Genomic DNA, 18829 nt, shown 5'->3' with positions numbered 1-18829 from the left:
GATTATTGCCCTCCTTGAAAATTAGAAATTTCTGGTCTAATTTTTCTTAAAATGTGTAAACTATCAATTCCTAGCTTACCTTTTTCATCTATATATGCAGTCAGAATATTCTCTTCCACCCGACCTTTATTTTCCTCATCATCGAATCCGCGAATCTCACCGGCAATTCTAATTTGTGATGGATACTGGAATTTACCAGTAACAACCGCTTTCGAATCCCCTTCAAAGCCCGCATGAATAATTCCTTTTACATTTCCAAGAATAAAAATATTACCTGTTGCTCGAATGGAACCACCTGGATTAACATCTCCAACAAGTAGTAAATCGCCTGGCACATTAATTATTTGACCAGACCTCACGACTGTGGCTAATGAAAAAATCTGTTCTTCCTCTTTCCACTTCTTTGCATCTTGTTTACTCATGACATTACTTGTAAATCCACGAACTTCCATTGCACTATTTTCCTGGATAATAGTCATAATACTTTGTTCCTCATCTTCTGTAAAAAGGCGATTTCCTATATGTACTTGAACAGACAACTTTTGATCCTGAGATACTATTTTCTGCTGTTCCTCAAGGTGTTGCAATAATCCTTCTTCCAGTTCGACAATACTCGCTACATCACTTAAAAAAATGCTTATACCATCTTTCGTCCCTTTTATTTGGACATACTTTTTCAACTTACCCTCACCTCACAGCCTATATATTTAGTATACACTAGAATTCAAAAGATACTTCTCCATCATAATAAAATTATATCAGTCTGTAAAGCCCTTCTCCAGTAAGTAAAACCAACTTACTGGTGATGTATTCAAAATACATACAAGCAAACAGACTGATATCAACTTTCATTCCATTTTATCTTCCATCGCTTCTCTTTAGTTTTAACAAAAAGCTTTTGAATGGGAAATACATGATCAAAAAGAACGCTAAATTTAATAAAATCGTTGTCCACAAACGTTGATCTACAAAGGATGCTAGTACCATATCAGTTCCACCAATAAGGACATAAAAACCATATACTAAACACTCCGTAAGTATCACATTGAAAATAGCTACAAGCCCAACTAACATGATATTATTCTGCAGAACCTTCATAAATTTATCCGTCAGATATACAACCAAGGGGAAAATTGCGAAATAAATTCCTAGAATCCCCGTGTAATAAATATCAAAGACCATTCCCAATATAAAAGCATAAATTAATGTAGCATTTCTGCTATAAAAAGCGGTCATTAAAACGAGCATTACAATAAGAAAGTGCGGGATAAATAATCGTTGTTCACCAAAAAAAGCTTGGCTAAACAACATGCTAGAAACACCTTCCAAAATAAAAATCGCGATTGCAATAAGTGGCATTACAACTACTTTTCTCATATTCATCAGGAGCCAGATCCTTCCGATTCATCACCTTCCAATGTACGTTTCAATACAATGACGTGACTTAAATCATATAGATCAGCACCAGGTTTCACAAGAGCAGTCTGTGATAATCCCATCTTATCCGTTTCAACTTTTTCAATTGTCCCAATAAAAATGTCTGACGGGAAAATCCCACCTAAACCAGATGTAACTACCTTCTCGCCTTTAGTAAATTTTTGATCTACCGGTAATTGTTTCATTTCTAACAATCTTTGCTCAGCATCATAACCATTGATAATACCGTATGCAGCAGCTTTTCCTTGCACAATCGCAGAAATCCTATTCCTGTCATCAGTGGAACTAAGCAACTTCACCGTCGAAGATTTCGCACCTGTCTTAGTGACCTTTCCGATCATACCCTCAGGAGTACGGACAGCCATATTAGGTTTCACGCCATCCACAGAACCTTTGTCAATTTGAATTTGTGTATTCCAATTGTCCGGATTTCGTGAAATGACCGTTGCATTAATTGGTTCATAATCGCTAAGATCTGCTTCGATATCTAATGATTTTTTTAGCTCTGCATTTTCTTTACTTAAATCTGATACTTTACTTTCAAGTTGTGCCAATTCTTCTAAACGTTTTTTTAGATGCTCATTCTCGGTGTAGGTGTTTCTTAAGTCTTTTGCACCATCAAAAAAACCTGCAACAAAGCCAACTGGTTTGGAGATAATATTTTCTCCAAACCCCGCAACATCTTTCACAAATTGCTCTGGCCATGATGCTTTACTTTTCCCACTCAGTGAATATCCTACCAATGCTACTAAAACAATAATGGATATCAACAAGATAATTAAACGTTTATTTAAGAAAAACTGTGGCATAATGAACACCTCATCTCGTCAATCCTCTTCTTTTACAACTGTTCAATAGGTACCAAAAATCCACCAAAAAATAAGTAAGTTACATTAATTCATTTTTTTCTTTTTGTATAAATCCATATTTTCTAGTGATTTACCTGTTCCAATTGCAACACAGTCAAGTGGATTTTCAGCAATAATTACTGGCATTTTTGTTTCTTCTGCAATGGCTGAATCTAAATTACGAAGAAGCGCGCCACCACCAGTTAAAACGATACCTTTATCCATGATATCCGCAGAAAGCTCAGGAGGAGTGCTTTCCAAAGTACTCTTCACTGCATCAATAATCGAAGCAACCGTATCGGCTAATGCCTCGCTTATTTCTTCAGGTGAAATTTCAATTGTTTTTGGTAACCCAGTCACTAAATCACGACCTCGAATACTAAATGGTTCTAAGCCGAGATTAACAGGATCCGCTGAGCCAATCTCCATTTTTATTGTTTCTGCAGTACGGTCCCCAATTAACAGGTTATATTTCTTACGGATGAAATTAATAATAGCGTCATCCATATCGTCTCCTGCAGTCCTCTCTGAACGGCTGGTTACAATACCACCAAGCGAAATAACAGCAACTTCTGTCGTTCCACCGCCAATGTCTACAACCATACTACCTGTTGGGTCCCACACTGGTAAACCTGCACCAATTGCAGCTGCAAACGGCTCTTCAATTGTGTATGCTTCTTTTGCACCAGCTTGGCGTGTAGCGTCCGTAACAGCACGCTTCTCAACACCAGTTATACCTGACGGAACGCAAATCATAACACGTGGCTTACTTGCGCTCGTACCCTTGCTCGCTTTTTGAATATAATATTTCATCATTGCTGCTGTTGTATCATAGTCAGCAATAACACCATCTTTCATTGGACGAATGGCAACAATATTTCCTGGTGTTCTACCAATCATATTCTTCGCTTCGCTACCCACTGCAACAATTTCTTGTGTATCTTTCTTCATTGCTACAACTGACGGTTCTCTTAAAACAATACTCTTACCTTTCATGTATACTAAAGTGTTTGCTGTTCCTAAGTCGATTCCAATATCTTTATTACCAAATCCAAACATTTATTAATCTCCTTTTCTCTTCTTAATTATCACTTTGTTCATGATTGCTGTCTCTCTATTAACTTATTAGTTCTTAAATTCCCAGCCCCAAAGTATTGTCTTTTAATAATCAGGTATGCTGATATCCCTTGATGCTTTATGTAAAAACAGATACACATAAACAACCATCTTATTATAACATAACTAAGAAGAACAGACATTAATTTTTGATGAGATACTTGAAATATTTATCTTTTCTTTAGAAATAACCTTCTTGCTTCAAACTTGTGAAAGTATTATTACCAATAATGATATGATCAATTAAAGGAATCCCTAGTAAATCCCCTGCTTTTTTTAACCGTTTCGTCACTGTAATATCTTGACTTGAAGGGCTTGCATCGCCAGAAGGATGATTATGAAAACACATAACACCAGCCGCAGAATACTTCATTGCTTGTTTGAAAATTTCTCTGGGATGGACGACACTGCTATTCAAGCTACCAATAAATATTGTTTCTCGGTGAACCAGTCTATTTCTAGTACTTAAAAAAACGCAGTGAAAGTGTTCCTGAGACAACATACTCATCTCTTGCATAACTAAATCAGCACCATCTTGAGGCCCTCTAATTACTGGGCAAGTGTTTACCTTCTGTTTCCCTATTCGTTTACTTATCTCAATTGCAGCTAATACTTTCGCAGCTTTCGCAAGACCAATCCCATTTATTTCTGTTAGTTCTTGTAATGTAATCTCTCTCATATCTGCTATCTCCGAATATCTCGCTACCACTTTGTTAGCTAAATCTACAACAGATTCTGTTCTACTTCCTGTTTCAAGGATGATTGCGAATAATTCGATGTTAGATAAACTTGACACCCCTTTTTTCTGAAGTCGTTCCCGTGGTTTTTCTGTGTCAGACATTTCTCTTATAAACATGTGCTTCTCCTCCTTCTCACTTATATAAAACAAATTGCCAGAACAAATCATTGACAAATGGACATAGTAAAAAACCAAATAAGATAAACGGAACGAATGGTATCCGCTTCTTTCCCATTCCTCTCTTAAATATAGCAATCAGACTCATTAAAATTGCTCCAGAGAACACCGCGATGATAAAAATGAATATAGCCTCTTTCAAACTCAGAAAAAAACAAAGCAATATCAATAATTTTATATCTCCAAAGCCAAATCCTTTTCTAACAAATAAATATATTCCTAAAAACACCACCGCACCAATAGTTAATTGATACATATGTTGCAAAAGAACTGCGAAATCAATATAGCCATAGTAACTAGTGTAAACAGTAAAATAAACCAATAAAATCACATTGGGAATATACAAATAAAATATATCACTGACATAGAGAATCAGTAATAGCGAAAATATAAAAAGGTATAGATAAAATTGGCTTTCAAGGCCGTATACGCTATATAAAATACAGACAAATATAGGTGCTAATATCTCCACAATAAAATAACTCCAACTCATAGGTTGATTGCAGCATCCTGTACGCCCTTTTAGAAGAACAAACGAAACAACAGGCAACATATGAATAGCCGTCAGTTTCTCCCCACAATAATCACACTCAGAAGATATTCTGCTCAAAAACGGCTTTCGCAAAGGATAATTTACCCCTACAACATGCAAAAAGGATGCTAAAACTAAGCTATACACAGATAAAATAAAATAAATCATACTACACCTCCAAGTTCTTGGACACAAATATAGCATGATAAATTTTTAATGTCATATTACCAAAATAGCTTTCTAGTATAGAATTGTAGCTTTAAAAACAAATTTTGCCTAAGAGCAAAGTAGGATTTCTAAAGGAAAATGAAGCCCAAAATACTTTTATGCACAATTTACATCTAGCAAGAATACATATAAAATAATAAAAAAAGACCCTTTAGCTAGAGCCTTCTTGGATAAATATTGTATTAATACTGCAATAATTTCTTTCTAACTTCCGATATAAAATAAAGTGAACCAGTAATTAGAATAATCTCTTCTCCTCCACTAGCTATCCAGTTATTCAACTTATTTTCCCAGTTTTCAACAGCCGTAATATTATTAGCAGTAGCAATTTGCTTTATTTCACTTTTTGCAAGTGCTCGAGGATAGTCAAAAGTGGTTAGATAAATTTGTACATCGCCTATCTCATTTAATAAGGATATCATCTCTGTAAATTCTTTATCTTTCATGGCTGTGAAAAGTACTTTTATACGAACGCCTTTGAATTTTTTCGCTGAATGCACCAATACCTTTATGCCTTCAAGATTATGTGCACCGTCTAAGAATATTATTGGGTTATCACGTATCAGCTCCATACGTCCAGGCCACTTAGCTATTTTTAAGCCCTTTTTAATATTCTCATCGGTAATAACAAATTGTTGCTCCTTAAGTAACGTTGCTGTTCTTACAGCAACCGCAGCATTGCATAGCTGATGATCACCCATCAATCCTACCTCTATATCTGTTATTTCCTGATTTTCTGTTCTATACGTAAATACCCCCTCTACCTGCTTTTGCATAGAAAAATGAGTATCTAGTTGATATAGGCGAGATTCACATTCATTCGCTTTCTCTTCATATAGCATACGTATTTCTGTTTGTATTACACCACTCACAATAGGTATATGCTTCTTGATCACACCCGCTTTCTCCATCGCAATACTTTCGAGCGAATTACCTAGAAACTCCATGTGATCCATACCTATCGTTGTGACAACAGAAACTAGAGGTGTAATGACATTTGTGGAATCAAGCCTACCTCCTAGTCCGACTTCAATAAGGGCAATATCGATGTGATCATACTCAGCAAAGTAAAGAAACATCATAACCGTAATGATTTCAAATTCAGACGGATGACCCATCTCTGTTTGAGCGAGTTCATCAGCTAAAGGTTTTATTCTGTTACAGAGTACAACAATTTTTTCGTCATCAATAGGTGCGCCATTGACGCTAATCCGTTCGTTAAACGTCTCAATATAAGGCGATGTAAATGTTCCCACTCTATATCCGGATTGCTCTAGAATATTACGGAGAAACGTTAATGTTGAGCCCTTTCCATTCGTACCAGCGATGTGTACCCACTTATTTTTAGTCTCTGGATTAGCAAGCCTAGCAAGCATCCATTCCATTCGCATAAGTCCAGGTTTAATACCCATGCGTAATGTCCCATGAATCCATTCCAGAGCTTCTGTATAGCTTTTAAGGTTCATATGTATCATCCTTTCTATACTAAAAATCAGACCTCCTGCAAAAATATGTGCACAGAAGGTCTGAAATAGTTCATTTAATTGTTTTTCAATGAATTAATTCTTTCTTCGACCAATAGTTTTTTCTCCATGTAGTCTTTTTCTTTTGCTCGTTCTTCTTCAATAACATTTTCTGGTGCTTTTGCCATAAATTTTTCATTAGATAATTTGCCTTGCACGCGCGAAACTTCTTTTTTCCATTTTGATAGCTCTTTTTCTAATCGCGCAATCTCCTCATCAATGTTTATGAGACCTTCTAGTGGCAAGTATATCTCTGCTCCAGATACTACGGCTGTCATTGCAGTTTTTGAAGGCTCGATATCAAAAGAGATCGTAGTTGTTTCAGGATTACAGAAGCGCTCAATATAAGAAATATTCGCCTCCAAAATAGCTTTGTGTGTTTCTGTTTTTGGTTTCAGTTGTAACTCAATTTGTTTGCTGAGTGGAGTGTTTACTTCTGCTCGAATATTACGAACTGCTCGAATAACTTCCACAAGCAACTTCATTGACTCTGCGGCTTCCTTATCGATTTGTTCTTTATTGACTTTAGGCCAATCTGCAATGGTGATGGACGCCCCTTCGTGAGGTAGGTTTTGCCAAATTTCTTCGGTTACAAATGGCATGAAAGGGTGTAGCAAACGCATCGTATTATCCAACACATATGCTAGAACAGATCTTGTCGTTTGTTTTGCCTCTAAATCGTCACCATATAAGGATATTTTAGCAATTTCAATATACCAATCACAGAACTCATCCCAAATGAAATTGTAAAGAGTTCGACCCACTTCACCAAACTCGTATTTTTCAGCAAGATTGGTCACCGTTTCAATCGTTTCATTAAGTCGTGTTAAAATCCACTTGTCACTCACTTCTGTTACGTTCGATAAGTCGATTGCTTCATATTTCATGCCTTCCATATTCATCAAAGCAAAACGGGAAGCGTTCCAAATTTTGTTGATGAAATTCCAAGTTGATTCTACTTTCTCAAAACTGAATTTCAAGTCTTGTCCTGGCGCTGTTCCTGTGGATAATGTATAACGTAGCGAATCTGCGCCATATTTCTCAACTACTTCTATTGGATCAACACCATTTCCAAGTGATTTAGACATTTTCTTACCATCCGCATCTCTAACTAAACCGTGTATCAGTGTATCTTTAAAAGGTCTTGTATCCGTAAATTCTACTGATTGGAAGATCATTCTAGATACCCAGAAGAAGATAATATCATATCCTGTTACCAGTGTACTTGTTGGGAAAAACTTCTTGAAATCAGGATTCTCTTCGTCGGGCCATCCCATTGTTGAGAACGGCCACAACGCCGAACTAAACCATGTATCAAGTACATCTTCATCTTGATTCCAATTCTCAATATCTGCAGGCGCGCTTTCTCCCACGTAGAGTTCACCAGTTTCTTTATGGTACCATGCTGGGATTCTATGTCCCCACCATAACTGACGAGAGATACACCAATCATGAATATTTTCCATCCAAGATAAATAGGTTTTTTCAAAACGATCGGGAATGAAATTTACTTTTTCATCTGGATTTTCTTGTAACTTCACTGCTTGCTCTGCTAGTGGTTGCATTTTTACAAACCATTGCATGGATAAATAAGGTTCAACAACAGCTCCGGTACGTTCTGAGTGTCCCACGGAATGCAGATGCGGCTCTTGTTTAATGAATAGACCTAATTCTTTAAAGTCCTCGATAATCGCTTTTCTCGCTTCAAAGCGGTCCATACCATTATACTTTCCAGATGCTTCGTTCATTGTTGCATCCTCATTCATCACGATAATGCGTGGTAAATCATGACGATTACCAACTTCGAAATCATTAGGATCGTGTGCTGGCGTTATTTTTACAACCCCTGAGCCGAATTCTCGTTCCACATAGTCATCTGCCACGATTGGAATTTCTCTTTCCAGAATCGGCAATGTGATTGTTTTTCCGATGAATGACTGGTAGCGCTCGTCTTTAGGATGAACGGCAACTGCTGTGTCCCCAGGAATAGTTTCTGGTCTTGTCGTTGCAACCTCAAGGAAACCTGAACCATCTGTTAGTGGATATTTCAAATGATAAAATTGGCCTTCCACATCTTGATGGATAACCTCAATATCTGATAGAGCCGTCTTAGCGACAGGATCCCAGTTAATAATATATTGGCCACGATAAATTAAATCTTTTTCGTATAATGAAACAAAGACTTTTTTGACAGCATCGGACAGTCCTTCATCTAGCGTAAATCTTTCTCTAGAGTAGTCTAAACCTAAACCGATTTTCTTCCACTGTTCTCTAATAAACGTGGCGTATTCTTCTTTCCAATCCCAAGCCTTTGATATGAAATTTTCTCGGCCAAGATCATAACGCGAAATATTGCTTTCGCGCAACTTAGCTTCGACTTTCGCTTGTGTAGCTATACCAGCGTGATCCATTCCTGGTAGGTAAAGTGTGTCGTATCCTTGCATCCGCTTCATACGTGTCAAGATATCTTGTAATGTCGTGTCCCATGCGTGACCTAAATGCAATTTCCCAGTTACATTGGGTGGTGGGATGACGACGGAGTACGCGGGTTTATCATTTTTACCATCTGCTTTAAAAAATTCTTGTTCAATCCACCAGTCGTATCTATTTTTTTCGATATCTTGCGGATTATATTTTGTTGGCATATTCAATTCAGTCATTATTTTTCCCCCTATAAATTGATTTTCAGCATTTTTGAAGCACAAAAAAACTCCTCTCATCCATAAAGGACGAAAAGAGTATTTTCCGCGGTACCACCTTTTTACCGTACACAAAACCGGCACTTCATTAATTTAACGAGAGAAAGTTTCCCGATATCCCTTACTCTTTTTCAGGGATACTGCTCAGAGGCTACGTTCAAATACTTTTCTTAGAGACTCGCACCAACCGTCTCCTCTCTGATAGTTAAGAAAAAATATTTTACTCTTCCTCATCCTTGCATTTACGAATATTTAGATTGGATTTATTGTATCAAATAAACATGAAAACGTCAACGTAGTGCTTTCATAGATGCTTCTATCGCTTCTAATGTTTTCGCGATTTCTACATCTGTGTGTTCTGTTGAAATAAATAACCCTTCGTATTGAGAAGGCGGCAAGAAAATACCGTTATTAAGCATTTCTCGGTAGTAGTTTGAGAAGTAGTTTAAATCAGATGTTTTTGCGGTATCGTAGTTGATTACTTTCTGATCGGTGAAGAAAAAGCCGAACATGGAACCAGCTTTGTTGATAGAAAGTGGAACTTCGTATTGTTTAGATAGTACTTCTAGACCTTCTTCTAGCTGATCTATCAGGGATCTGAACGCGTCATAGTGATGTGGTGTTAATTGCTTTAGAGTGGCATAGCCGGCATTCATCGCTACTGGATTTCCTGACAGTGTTCCTGCTTGATAAATAGATCCTGCCGGGGCAATTTGTTCCATAATTTCTTTTTTTCCACCATAAGCACCGACCGGGAGTCCTCCGCCAATTACTTTTCCGAGACAAGTGATATCAGGCGTGACAACATAAAGGCCTTGCGCGCTATAAAAATCGACACGGAAACCGGTCATGACTTCATCAAAAATTAGTAGGCTTTCATATTGGATCGTCACTTCGCGTAGACCTTCTAGGAAACCTTCAATTGGAGGTACTACACCCATATTCCCTGCCACCGGTTCCACAATAACGGCAGCAATTTCCGCACCATATTTTTCAAAGACGAACTTGACGCTTTCTAAATCATTATACGGAACGGCTATCGTGTCTGCTGCAAGGCCTGGCGTTACTCCCGGAGAATCTGGTAGGCCTAGTGTTGCAACGCCTGATCCAGCTTTTATTAATAAGGAATCGCCGTGCCCATGATAGCTACCTTCAAATTTCACGATTTTATTTCTTTTAGTGTAGCCTCTTGCCAGTCGAATAGCACTCATCGTTGCTTCTGTTCCCGAGGATACCATCCGAACCATTTCTACAGATGGCACGCGTTCTACTACAAGTTTTGCAAGTTCGGTTTCGATTTCCGTTGGTGTTCCAAAACTTGTCCCTTTCATAGCCGCATCGGTGACTGCTTTTATAACGCCTTCGTTTGCGTGGCCTAGGATTAACGGCCCCCAAGATAGGACATAATCAATATATTTATTGCCGTCAATATCCGTTAAATATGCCCCTTTTCCATGTTCCATAAAAACAGGATTCGCATTGACTGATTTAAAGGCACGAACTGGGCTATTAACACCACCTGGCAACACTTTTTCGGCTTCTTTAAAGGCTTTGATTGAGTTTGTATATTTATTCATCTAAGCATCTCCTTTTAAATAGAGGGCAACATCTTTGGCAAAATACGTAATAATCAAACTTACACCTGCACGTTTCATACTCGTCAGCATTTCCATAACAATACGCTCTTCATCGATCCAACCATTGGCGCTGGCTGCTTTCACCATCGCATACTCGCCACTCACATTATAGGCCACGACAGGAAGGTTCGTTTGATTGCGTACGTCTCGGATAATATCTAAATAGGAAAGCGAGGGTTTGACAATTAGAAAATCGGCCCCTTCTCGTTCGTCGCTCTTTGCTTCCCGAAGCGCTTCAAGCCTGTTTGCTGGATCCATTTGATAGGTTTTACGATCGCCAAATTGAGGCGCGCTGTTTGCGGCATCCCGAAATGGTCCATAAAAAGCAGAAGCATATTTTACAGCATAGGACATGATTGGAATATCTTGATATCCAGCTTCATCCAGTCCTTCACGAATTACTTGAACAAAGCCATCCATCATATTAGAGGGTGCAATGATGTCCGCACCAGCTTTTGCCTGGCTGACTGCTGTTTGTTTAAGTAATTCTAGCGATGCATCATTCTTTACTCCGCCATTTTCAATCACACCGCAATGTCCATGGTCAGTGAATTCGCAAAGACACGTATCCGCGATGACAAGCATGTCAGGAGCTATTTTTTTCACTAATCGCGTGGCCTCTTGAACAATCCCATGATCATGATATGCGCCAGTGCCTACATCATCTTTATCGTCAGGAAGACCGAACAAAATAATAGCTTTGATACCCAACTTGGTAAGCTCTGTAATTTCCGCTGCCAATTCATGTAGAGGAAATTGAAATACGCCAGGCATAGAGCTCACTTCTGTTTTGGCTTCTTTGCCTTCTTTTACAAAAATAGGATAAATCAGGTCGTCGGTATGTAGAACTGTTTCGCGAACAAGATCACGCATTGCCGCACTGCTCCGTAAACGACGATGTCTATCAAAATTGGAACTCATAGTCATAACTCTCCTTCGATTAATAATTCACATATTTGTTGCATCGTGTAGTTATCAGGCTCATACGCTACCGAGAAACCTGAGTTTGCGATTGCCTCGGTCGTTACTGGGCCAATGGATGCGATTTTTAAGGCTTCGATATCCCCAGTATAGCTTTTGATAAAATGGCGCCAGGCAGAAGGACTAGCAAATACCGCGATATCAATGGATTGGGAATTCATCACTGATTGCAACTGATTCGTAGCTTCTTCTGGAAAAACTGTTTCATAAATCGCGCATTCTGTCACGATATGCTCAAATTGAGCGAAGCATTTCGCTATTTCATCACGTGCGATGCTACTTTTAGGCACAAAAATATGTTGTTTTGTCAAACCAAGCGCTAGCCACTCCTCGATAAATATCTCCGTGGTAAATAATGTCGGCTGGAAATTTGGCGAATAGCCATATGATACGAGTGCCTTCGCTGTCTTTTCGCCAATCACTGCTATTTTTATCTTTTCAGGGATTGTCTCTTGCTGTTCAAAAAAATAACGAACTGTATTCGCGCTTGTAAACACAATCCAGTCGTATTCCTCCAATGTCATATCGCACGGATGAGGCCTAGTCTCAATCATCGGAACTGCAGAAACTTGGAATCCTGCGTTCTCCAAAAAATCCAGCCATGATTCATTTTTCCCAGCTTCACGTGTTAATAAAACGTGTTTACGCATTATCTCTTAATCCTTGAATAATCTCCTTGGCGCCAAGCTCGATAAGCCGATTCGCTACACTTAAACCTAGCGCTGTAGGGTCCTCACCCTGTTCTGTAATTTGATAAAATAACTTACCGTCAACAGAACTGACAAGACCTTTCAACTCTAAAACACCATCTTTCAAAGTCGCGTGACCTGCAATCGGGATTTCACAACCACCATCTAATGCTTTTAAAAGTGTTCGTTCTGCTGTCACCGCACAATTTGTTTCCTCATCGTTTAGTATTGCAAGCACTTCTTGGACAAAAGCATCGTCCGCGCGACATTCAATCGCAAGTGCTCCCTGTCCAACAGCTGGTAAACAAATCGATTCATCCAAGAAAATGTAGCCTTGTTCCAGCTTATCTAGCCAGTCCATGCGTTTCAATCCAGCAACTGCTAATACAATTGCATCAAAATCTTCTTCCTGCAATTTTCTAAGTCTCGTATCAATGTTGCCACGAATCGGTTTGATCGTTAAATCTGGGCGTATGTGTAATAATTGCGCGGCTCGTCTTAAACTACTCGTTCCAACGACAGCACCTTCCGCCAAGCTCTCCAAACTATCGCCTTGCTTAAATATAAGGCAATCCAGCGGGTTTTCACGCTTTGGCATAGCACCAATCATTAGTCCTTCCGCTAGCTCTGATGGGACATCTTTCATACTATGTACAGCGAAATCAATCCGCTTTTCTAGCAACGCATCTTCCACTTCTGATACAAAAAGACCTTTGCCACCTACTTTGCTCAACGTGACATCTAAAATACGATCGCCTTTCGTCACAATTTCTTCGATTTCAAAACTTATTTCTGGGAATTGTTCTTGAAGTTTCGCAATCACCCATCTTGTCTGCGTTAAAGCTAGCTGGCTACGTCTTGAACCAACAATAATTTTTCGAGTCATGCTTTTTCACCAACTTTTTCTTTAGTTATTTCTGCTGTATCTTCCATTTTTGCTTTTTGAAGGTCAAATATATTCTGGAATACTTCGATATCATGCGCAGCGTCCGAACTTGTTGCCATTTCTTTTAATTCGGAAATTGGGTGTTTCAGTAGCTGATTGATAATGCTCTTCATGTGCTTGCCAACGATTACCTGTTCACGATCTGTTAGGTCTGGCAATTTATTCGACAGGCTCTGCATTGTCTCTGCCTGTAACGCCAGTGCTTTTTCACGTAAATCTTTAATAATCGGAAAAACACCGAGCTGCTTCTCCCACTCATAAAAATTCACGCATGCGGCTTCGATATGTTCTTCAATTTCGATTACCATCGCTTGCCGTTGTTGTGTATTTTCTTGAATAACACCACCTAAGTCGTCAATATCAAACAACGTCACATTGGGAATTCCTGCACATGTTGCTTCAACGTTTCGCGGCAAAGCAATGTCCACAATGACAAGCGCATTTTCACGCTCAGCCATCGTCTCTGTTAGCATATGTTGCGTGATGATCGGCGTTGTTGCTGATGTAGAGGTAATAACAATGTCTGCACACTTCAATTGTTCACTCAAACTGGCATAGTCACGCGACTGAACACCTAACTTTTCCGCCACGTTTTCCGCGCGCGCGCTCGTTCTATTTAATAGCGTGACGTCAGATATTTTGGCGCCAAGCATATTTTGAATTGCCAGCACGCCCATTTTTCCAGCGCCGACAATGACTGTTTTTTTGTTCTTAACATCCGCACATGCTTTTTTAACTACTTCTACCGCGGCATAGCTGATAGACACAGCATTTTCGTTGATTTTCATTGTGTGGTGTACGTTTTTAGCGAAATGAAGGGACTCGCGGAACAATTGATTTAAAATGGTTCCCGTTGTTCCAATCGTTTGCGCACTCGTAAACGCATCTTTGACCTGCCCCAAAATCTGCGTTTCACCAATAATCAAAGAATCCAAGCCACTCGTGACGCGGTACAAATGTTTCACAGCTTCTTCTTCTTCAAAAAACAGCAAATAAGGCTCCAAAATTTGCATATCCATTTGGAACCAATTAGCTAAGAAACGCTTGATATAGTATCTTCCTGTATGAATTTGATCCACGACAGCAAAAATTTCAGTGCGGTTGCACGTTGATATAATTACATTTTCTAAAATGCTTTTTTCTTGATGCAAGGAAACCAATGCCATTTCCTCTTCTTCTGGATTAAAAGCTAGCCGTTCCCGTATTTCGATTGGCGCGCTTGTATGATTTAGACCGACAGAGAGAATGTACATCAATAAGCCCCCTTTACATTAATGAATTCAAGCTTTATTTTATCACTTTTTAGAATAGGCGCCAACTTGTTCGCTTGTGAAAACGACGATGAGTTATGCCATCGCCTCTTCAATTAATTTCCAAGCTTCTTCTTTACCCATCTTCGTTTCCGATGAAAACATCACGAAACCATCTGTTGGATCGAAATCTAGCGCTTCTTTGACGATTTTCATGTTTTTATGCCATTTACTACGCGGAATTTTGTCAGCTTTTGTAGCAATAACAATCGTAGGAATTTGATAATACTTCAAAAATTCATACATGTTCCTGTCATCCTCTGTTGGCTTATGGCGCAAATCGACAATTTGAATCACCGCTTTTAATGGCGTTCTACTCGTCATGTACGTTTCAATCATTTCGCCCCATTTTTGACGCTCTTTCTTAGAAACTTTCGCAAAACCGTACCCTGGAACGTCAACGAAGAAAAAGGAATCTTCAATTTTATAAAAGTTCAATGTTTGCGTTTTCCCTGGTTTTTGTGAGATGCGCGCCATACTTTTGCGGCGAATCATCGTATTAATGAAAGAAGATTTCCCGACATTGGAACGACCTGCGAGTGCAAACTCTGGCAAACCGCCTTCTGGATACTGCTCTTTCCAAACAGCGCTTATGACTAGCTCTACATTATTTATATTCATATTTTCCACCTTTATCTAAAATGATCTTTTTTAAGTATAACGGAATTCGGCAAATTAAGCAAAAAGGCTCTCCGCTGATGGGAGAACCTTCCTTAAAAAACTAGATTTGTGATACTTCTGCTTGTACGCGTGCGATGAATTCGTCTAGTGGTAATGTTTCTGAATCTTTCTCGCCGTATTTACGTACGTTGACTGTGTTGTTTTCTACTTCTTGGTCACCAATAACGAGCGCATACGGGATTTTCTTTGTTTGTGCTTCGCGAATTTTGTACCCAAGTTTTTCGTTACGTTCGTCAACTTCCACGCGGAAACCAGCGTACATTAACTTATCTTTGAGCGCTTTGCTGTGATCCATGTGTGCATCGATACTAACTGGGATAAGCTCCATTTGAATTGGCGCTAACCATGTTGGGAATGCACCTTTATATTCCTCAATCAAATAAGCAACGAAACGCTCCATTGTCGATACGACACCACGGTGAATAACGACTGGACGGTGTTTTTCGCCATCTTCACCGATATAAGTTAAGTCGAAGCGCTCTGGAAGTAAGAAATCAAGTTGAACAGTAGACAATGTTTCATCTTTGCCGATTGCAGTCTTAACCATAACATCAAGTTTTGGCCCGTAAAATGCTGCTTCGCCATCCGCTTCATAGTAATCCAAGCCCATATCGTCCATTGCATCTTTCAACATGCCTTGCGCTTTTTCCCACATCGCATCGTCATCGAAATACTTCTCTGTATTTTCCGGATCGCGATAGCTTAGACGGAAACTATAATCTGTAATCGCGAAATCTTTATACACCGCTAAAATAAGCTCAACGACACGTTTGAATTCGTCTTGAATTTGGTCTGGGCGAACAAACACATGCGCGTCGTTTAGAGTCATTCCGCGAACCCGTTGCAAGCCTGATAGCGCGCCACTCATTTCGTAACGGTGCATCATACCAAGTTCAGCAATACGGATCGGTAATTCGCGATAACTGTGAATGTCATTTTTGTAAATCATCATGTGATGCGGACAGTTCATTGGACGGAGCACAAGCTCTTCGTTGTCCATTTTCATTGTTGGGAACATGTCTTCATGATAGTGATCCCAGTGACCGCTTGTTTTGTAAAGCTCCACATTCGCCATAATCGGAGTGTATACGTGGTTGTAGCCTAGGCGTTCCTCTTTGTCAACAATGTAACGCTCAATTACGCGGCGGATTGTCGCACCTTTTGGAAGCCATAACGGCAAGCCTTGTCCAACTTCTTGACTATTCGCGAATAACTCCAACTCTTTACCAAGTTTACGATGATCGCGTTCTTTCGCTTCTTGTTGCATACGTAGAAATTCTTTCAAACCATCTTTATCGAAAAAGGCTGTGCCGTAAATACGTTGTAACATTTTATTATTGCTATCACCACGCCAGTAAGCACCAGCCACGCTTAGCAATTGGAATACTTGGATTTTACCAGTAGATGGAACGTGGACGCCACGACATAGATCGAAAAATTCGCCTTGTGTATAGATAGTCACTGTTTCGTCTGCCGGGATTGCTTCGATAAGTTCTAATTTATAGTTGTCACCAATTGCCTTGAAACGTTTGATTGCTTCCTCACGGGAAACTTCTTCACGCGTAATCGGCAAGTTTTCACGAATAATTTTCTGCATTTCTTTTTCGATAACTGGGAAAGTTTCTTCGCTGATTGCAACTTCTGTATCGATATCGTAGTAAAAACCTGAATCGATAGCTGGTCCTACACCGAAAGTTACATCTGGATATAAACGTTTTAAGGCTTGAGCTAGTAAATGTGCGGAACTATGTCGCAAAATTTGTAGCGCGTCTTCGTGATCTGGAGTCACAATTTCGATTTTTGAATCCTCAAGAATCGGTGTTACTAAGTCGACCAATGTTCCGTTCACTTTACCTGCTAACGCCTTTTTCTTAAGGCCTGGGCTGATGGATGCTGCGATATCAGCTGTGGAAACGCCTGCCTCAAATTCTTTGACTGCACCATCTGGAAATGTAATTTTCATTTTCTTCGACTCCTTCTTCCAATTTTTCAGACGAAACGCGGACTTTCTCAAGCATATTCTAACTTTTTGGGGAACAAAAAAAGACCCATCCCATGCTTATGCAAGGGACGAGTCTTTCAACACGTGGTTCCACCCAAGATTCAAGAATTCCGAAAAATTCTACTCTTGTCACAGTTAACGGTGTGATCCGTCTCAAACTACTAATGGGAATACCCAATTTCGAATGAAAAGTTCAAAGGGGGTCACCTTACTGGCTAATTAGGAGGGTCTCAGCAATGCCTCCTTCTCTGTGAATCAGACTCGAGTAAAATGTTGTCCTTATCAATACTTGTTTCATCATTACCTGTATTATAAATCGGATTGACCGAAATGGCAAGCTTTAAGAGTAAAAAATTTAATAGCGTCTGTTTCTACCATCTAATTCTACTTCTTTCGACAAGTAACGAATCCGCTCCATAATTCGGCGGGCTTTCATGCGCTCTTCCGTGCCGTTATTGGAGAACATCAAGTGGTTTTCCAAGTGTTCCATACTATAATTGGATGAGAAAAACGTTGGTAATTCTTCTTGCATCCGGAACTGCAAAATAGCTCCGAGCACTTCATCACGTGTCCATGTTGTCATCGATTCAGCGCCAATATCGTCTAACATCAAAATGTCAGTTTCTTTCGCGAACTGGATTTTTTCACCTACGCTATTATCCGCTATCGATTGCTTGATTTCACGCATAAATTCCGGTAAATAAACGAGCGTTGTTGAAATACCCTTTAGCGCGAGATCTTTTGCCATTGCCCCGAGCAAATACGATTTTCCAGTCCCAAAACTACCATGGATGTAAAGGCCTTTTTGCATACCTGTAGAACCTTTTTCGTAGGTACTTAAAAATTCGCCTGCCGCAAGAAACGCAGCACTTCTCGACTCATTATCGATTGAAAAATCATCCAATGTCGCTTCCATCACCTGTTTTGGCATATAAAGAGAACGGATGCGCTTTTCTATCGCACGTTGGCGGTCTGCTTGGATTTTCTCCTCGGTCGGGTAGTATGTGACCGTAATATAATCACCATTCAAACTGAGGCGCGGCGCATAGCCTGGCATCAATGTATCTTCTTTTTGCTGATATTTCTCGTGTTCCGTCATAAATTCATAGAGCTTGGATAAGTTCTGATTAATAATCTGTTCGTTTAGCTCCGATTGGTGCTCTTTTAGAAACTGTTTCACCGGTCCATAAGCAAAAACTTGTTGCTTTAATGTTTCATATTGTTTTTCAAAATCGCGACCTTGAAATAGTTGGCCGAGCGTTCTTTCGATTTTGTCCATCTTCG

At 39.4% G+C, this 18829-nt stretch carries 16 protein-coding genes and 2 other annotated features; all 16 genes read right to left on the bottom strand.

Annotated elements, in window-relative coordinates; all coding sequences use genetic code 11:
- Positions 1-2 precede the first annotated feature (2 nt).
- The 16 genes from minC to dnaI all read right to left on the bottom strand — a co-directional run bounded on the left by minC (position 3) and on the right by dnaI (position 18824).
- A complete protein-coding gene (gene minC / locus HPK16_RS02240; RefSeq protein WP_181675402.1) occupies positions 3-680 on the bottom strand; it encodes a septum site-determining protein MinC in 678 nt (225 codons plus the stop codon).
- Positions 681-858: 178 nt separating this feature from the next.
- Positions 859-1383 (bottom strand): rod shape-determining protein MreD, encoded by a 525-nt coding sequence (gene mreD, locus HPK16_RS02235; protein WP_181675401.1) that lies wholly within the window; start codon positions 1381-1383, stop codon positions 859-861.
- Positions 1383-2246 carry a rod shape-determining protein MreC gene (mreC, locus tag HPK16_RS02230; protein ID WP_181675400.1) on the bottom strand — a complete coding sequence of 288 codons (864 nt, stop codon included), beginning with the start codon at positions 2244-2246 and terminating at the stop codon, positions 1383-1385. The genes mreD and mreC overlap by 1 nt, the downstream gene beginning before the upstream one ends.
- An 84-nt stretch (positions 2247-2330) precedes the next feature.
- Positions 2331-3344: a rod shape-determining protein gene (locus tag HPK16_RS02225; protein ID WP_181675399.1), complete on the bottom strand. Its 1014-nt coding sequence runs from the start codon at positions 3342-3344 to the stop codon at positions 2331-2333.
- A 238-nt stretch (positions 3345-3582) separates the two neighbouring features.
- Positions 3583-4257 carry a RadC family protein gene (gene radC / locus HPK16_RS02220; protein ID WP_181675398.1) on the bottom strand — a complete coding sequence of 225 codons (675 nt, stop codon included), beginning with the start codon at positions 4255-4257 and terminating at the stop codon, positions 3583-3585.
- A 16-nt stretch (positions 4258-4273) separates the two neighbouring features.
- On the bottom strand, positions 4274-5017 hold the full coding sequence (locus HPK16_RS02215; protein ID WP_181675397.1) for a prepilin peptidase: 744 nt from the start codon (positions 5015-5017) through the stop codon (positions 4274-4276).
- A gap of 242 nt (positions 5018-5259) precedes the next feature.
- The gene (locus tag HPK16_RS02210) at positions 5260-6543 is read right to left on the bottom strand and encodes a bifunctional folylpolyglutamate synthase/dihydrofolate synthase (protein ID WP_181675396.1); all 1284 of its coding nucleotides are present in this window, start codon (positions 6541-6543) and stop codon (positions 5260-5262) included.
- 74 nt (positions 6544-6617) lie between these two features.
- The gene (locus HPK16_RS02205) at positions 6618-9260 is read right to left on the bottom strand and encodes a valine--tRNA ligase (protein ID WP_181675395.1); all 2643 of its coding nucleotides are present in this window, start codon (positions 9258-9260) and stop codon (positions 6618-6620) included.
- Positions 9261-9322: 62 nt separating this feature from the next.
- Positions 9323-9545 (bottom strand) — a binding site (T-box leader).
- A gap of 44 nt (positions 9546-9589) precedes the next feature.
- Positions 9590-10876, bottom strand: a complete 1287-nt coding sequence (gene hemL / locus HPK16_RS02200) for a glutamate-1-semialdehyde 2,1-aminomutase (protein ID WP_181675394.1) — start codon at positions 10874-10876, stop codon at positions 9590-9592.
- Entirely contained in the window at positions 10877-11857 is a 981-nt protein-coding gene (gene hemB / locus HPK16_RS02195) for a porphobilinogen synthase (protein WP_181675393.1), read from the bottom strand. It lies immediately after the preceding gene.
- Positions 11858-11859: 2 nt separating this feature from the next.
- Entirely contained in the window at positions 11860-12567 is a 708-nt protein-coding gene (locus tag HPK16_RS02190) for a uroporphyrinogen-III synthase (protein WP_181675392.1), read from the bottom strand.
- Positions 12560-13492 (bottom strand): hydroxymethylbilane synthase, encoded by a 933-nt coding sequence (gene hemC / locus HPK16_RS02185; protein ID WP_181675391.1) that lies wholly within the window; start codon positions 13490-13492, stop codon positions 12560-12562. Before hemC ends, HPK16_RS02190 begins: the two co-directional genes overlap by 8 nt.
- Positions 13489-14805, bottom strand: coding sequence for a glutamyl-tRNA reductase (gene hemA / locus HPK16_RS02180; protein ID WP_181675390.1), 1317 nt, complete (start codon positions 14803-14805; stop codon positions 13489-13491). The genes hemC and hemA overlap by 4 nt, the downstream gene beginning before the upstream one ends.
- Before the next feature lie 93 nt (positions 14806-14898).
- A complete protein-coding gene (gene yihA, locus HPK16_RS02175) occupies positions 14899-15483 on the bottom strand; it encodes a ribosome biogenesis GTP-binding protein YihA/YsxC (protein ID WP_181675389.1) in 585 nt (194 codons plus the stop codon).
- Between the two features lie 100 nt (positions 15484-15583).
- Positions 15584-17506, bottom strand: coding sequence for a threonine--tRNA ligase (thrS, locus tag HPK16_RS02170; RefSeq protein WP_181675388.1), 1923 nt, complete (start codon positions 17504-17506; stop codon positions 15584-15586).
- 100 nt (positions 17507-17606) lie between these two features.
- Positions 17607-17840: a binding site (T-box leader), on the bottom strand.
- 60 nt (positions 17841-17900) lie between these two features.
- Positions 17901-18824 (bottom strand): primosomal protein DnaI, encoded by a 924-nt coding sequence (gene dnaI / locus HPK16_RS02165; protein ID WP_181675387.1) that lies wholly within the window; start codon positions 18822-18824, stop codon positions 17901-17903.
- Between the last annotated feature and the right edge of the window lie 5 nt (positions 18825-18829).

The organism is Paenilisteria rustica (genome assembly GCF_013820765.1).
GTDB classification, from domain to species: Bacteria; Bacillota; Bacilli; order Lactobacillales; family Listeriaceae; genus Listeria_A; species Listeria_A rustica.
This window is presented reverse-complemented; position numbering and strand designations above follow the sequence as displayed.

What these genes read in the sequence shown, in the direction of transcription:
- HPK16_RS02190 (WP_181675392.1), bottom strand. Translation starts at nt 12,567, where the DNA reads ATGCGTAAACACGTTTTATTAACACGTGAAGCTGGGAAAAATGAATCA.
- HPK16_RS02215 (WP_181675397.1), bottom strand. Translation starts at nt 5,017, where the DNA reads ATGATTTATTTTATTTTATCTGTGTATAGCTTAGTTTTAGCATCCTTT.
- mreD (WP_181675401.1), bottom strand. Translation starts at nt 1,383, where the DNA reads ATGAATATGAGAAAAGTAGTTGTAATGCCACTTATTGCAATCGCGATT.
- hemA (WP_181675390.1), bottom strand. Translation starts at nt 14,805, where the DNA reads ATGTACATTCTCTCTGTCGGTCTAAATCATACAAGCGCGCCAATCGAA.
- dnaI (WP_181675387.1), bottom strand. Translation starts at nt 18,824, where the DNA reads ATGGACAAAATCGAAAGAACGCTCGGCCAACTATTTCAAGGTCGCGAT.
- mreC (WP_181675400.1), bottom strand. Translation starts at nt 2,246, where the DNA reads ATGCCACAGTTTTTCTTAAATAAACGTTTAATTATCTTGTTGATATCC.
- hemC (WP_181675391.1), bottom strand. Translation starts at nt 13,492, where the DNA reads ATGACTCGAAAAATTATTGTTGGTTCAAGACGTAGCCAGCTAGCTTTA.
- hemL (WP_181675394.1), bottom strand. Translation starts at nt 10,876, where the DNA reads ATGAATAAATATACAAACTCAATCAAAGCCTTTAAAGAAGCCGAAAAA.
- thrS (WP_181675388.1), bottom strand. Translation starts at nt 17,506, where the DNA reads ATGAAAATTACATTTCCAGATGGTGCAGTCAAAGAATTTGAGGCAGGC.
- HPK16_RS02205 (WP_181675395.1), bottom strand. Translation starts at nt 9,260, where the DNA reads ATGACTGAATTGAATATGCCAACAAAATATAATCCGCAAGATATCGAA.
- hemB (WP_181675393.1), bottom strand. Translation starts at nt 11,857, where the DNA reads ATGAGTTCCAATTTTGATAGACATCGTCGTTTACGGAGCAGTGCGGCA.
- HPK16_RS02225 (WP_181675399.1), bottom strand. Translation starts at nt 3,344, where the DNA reads ATGTTTGGATTTGGTAATAAAGATATTGGAATCGACTTAGGAACAGCA.
- yihA (WP_181675389.1), bottom strand. Translation starts at nt 15,483, where the DNA reads ATGAATATAAATAATGTAGAGCTAGTCATAAGCGCTGTTTGGAAAGAG.
- radC (WP_181675398.1), bottom strand. Translation starts at nt 4,257, where the DNA reads ATGTTTATAAGAGAAATGTCTGACACAGAAAAACCACGGGAACGACTT.
- HPK16_RS02210 (WP_181675396.1), bottom strand. Translation starts at nt 6,543, where the DNA reads ATGAACCTTAAAAGCTATACAGAAGCTCTGGAATGGATTCATGGGACA.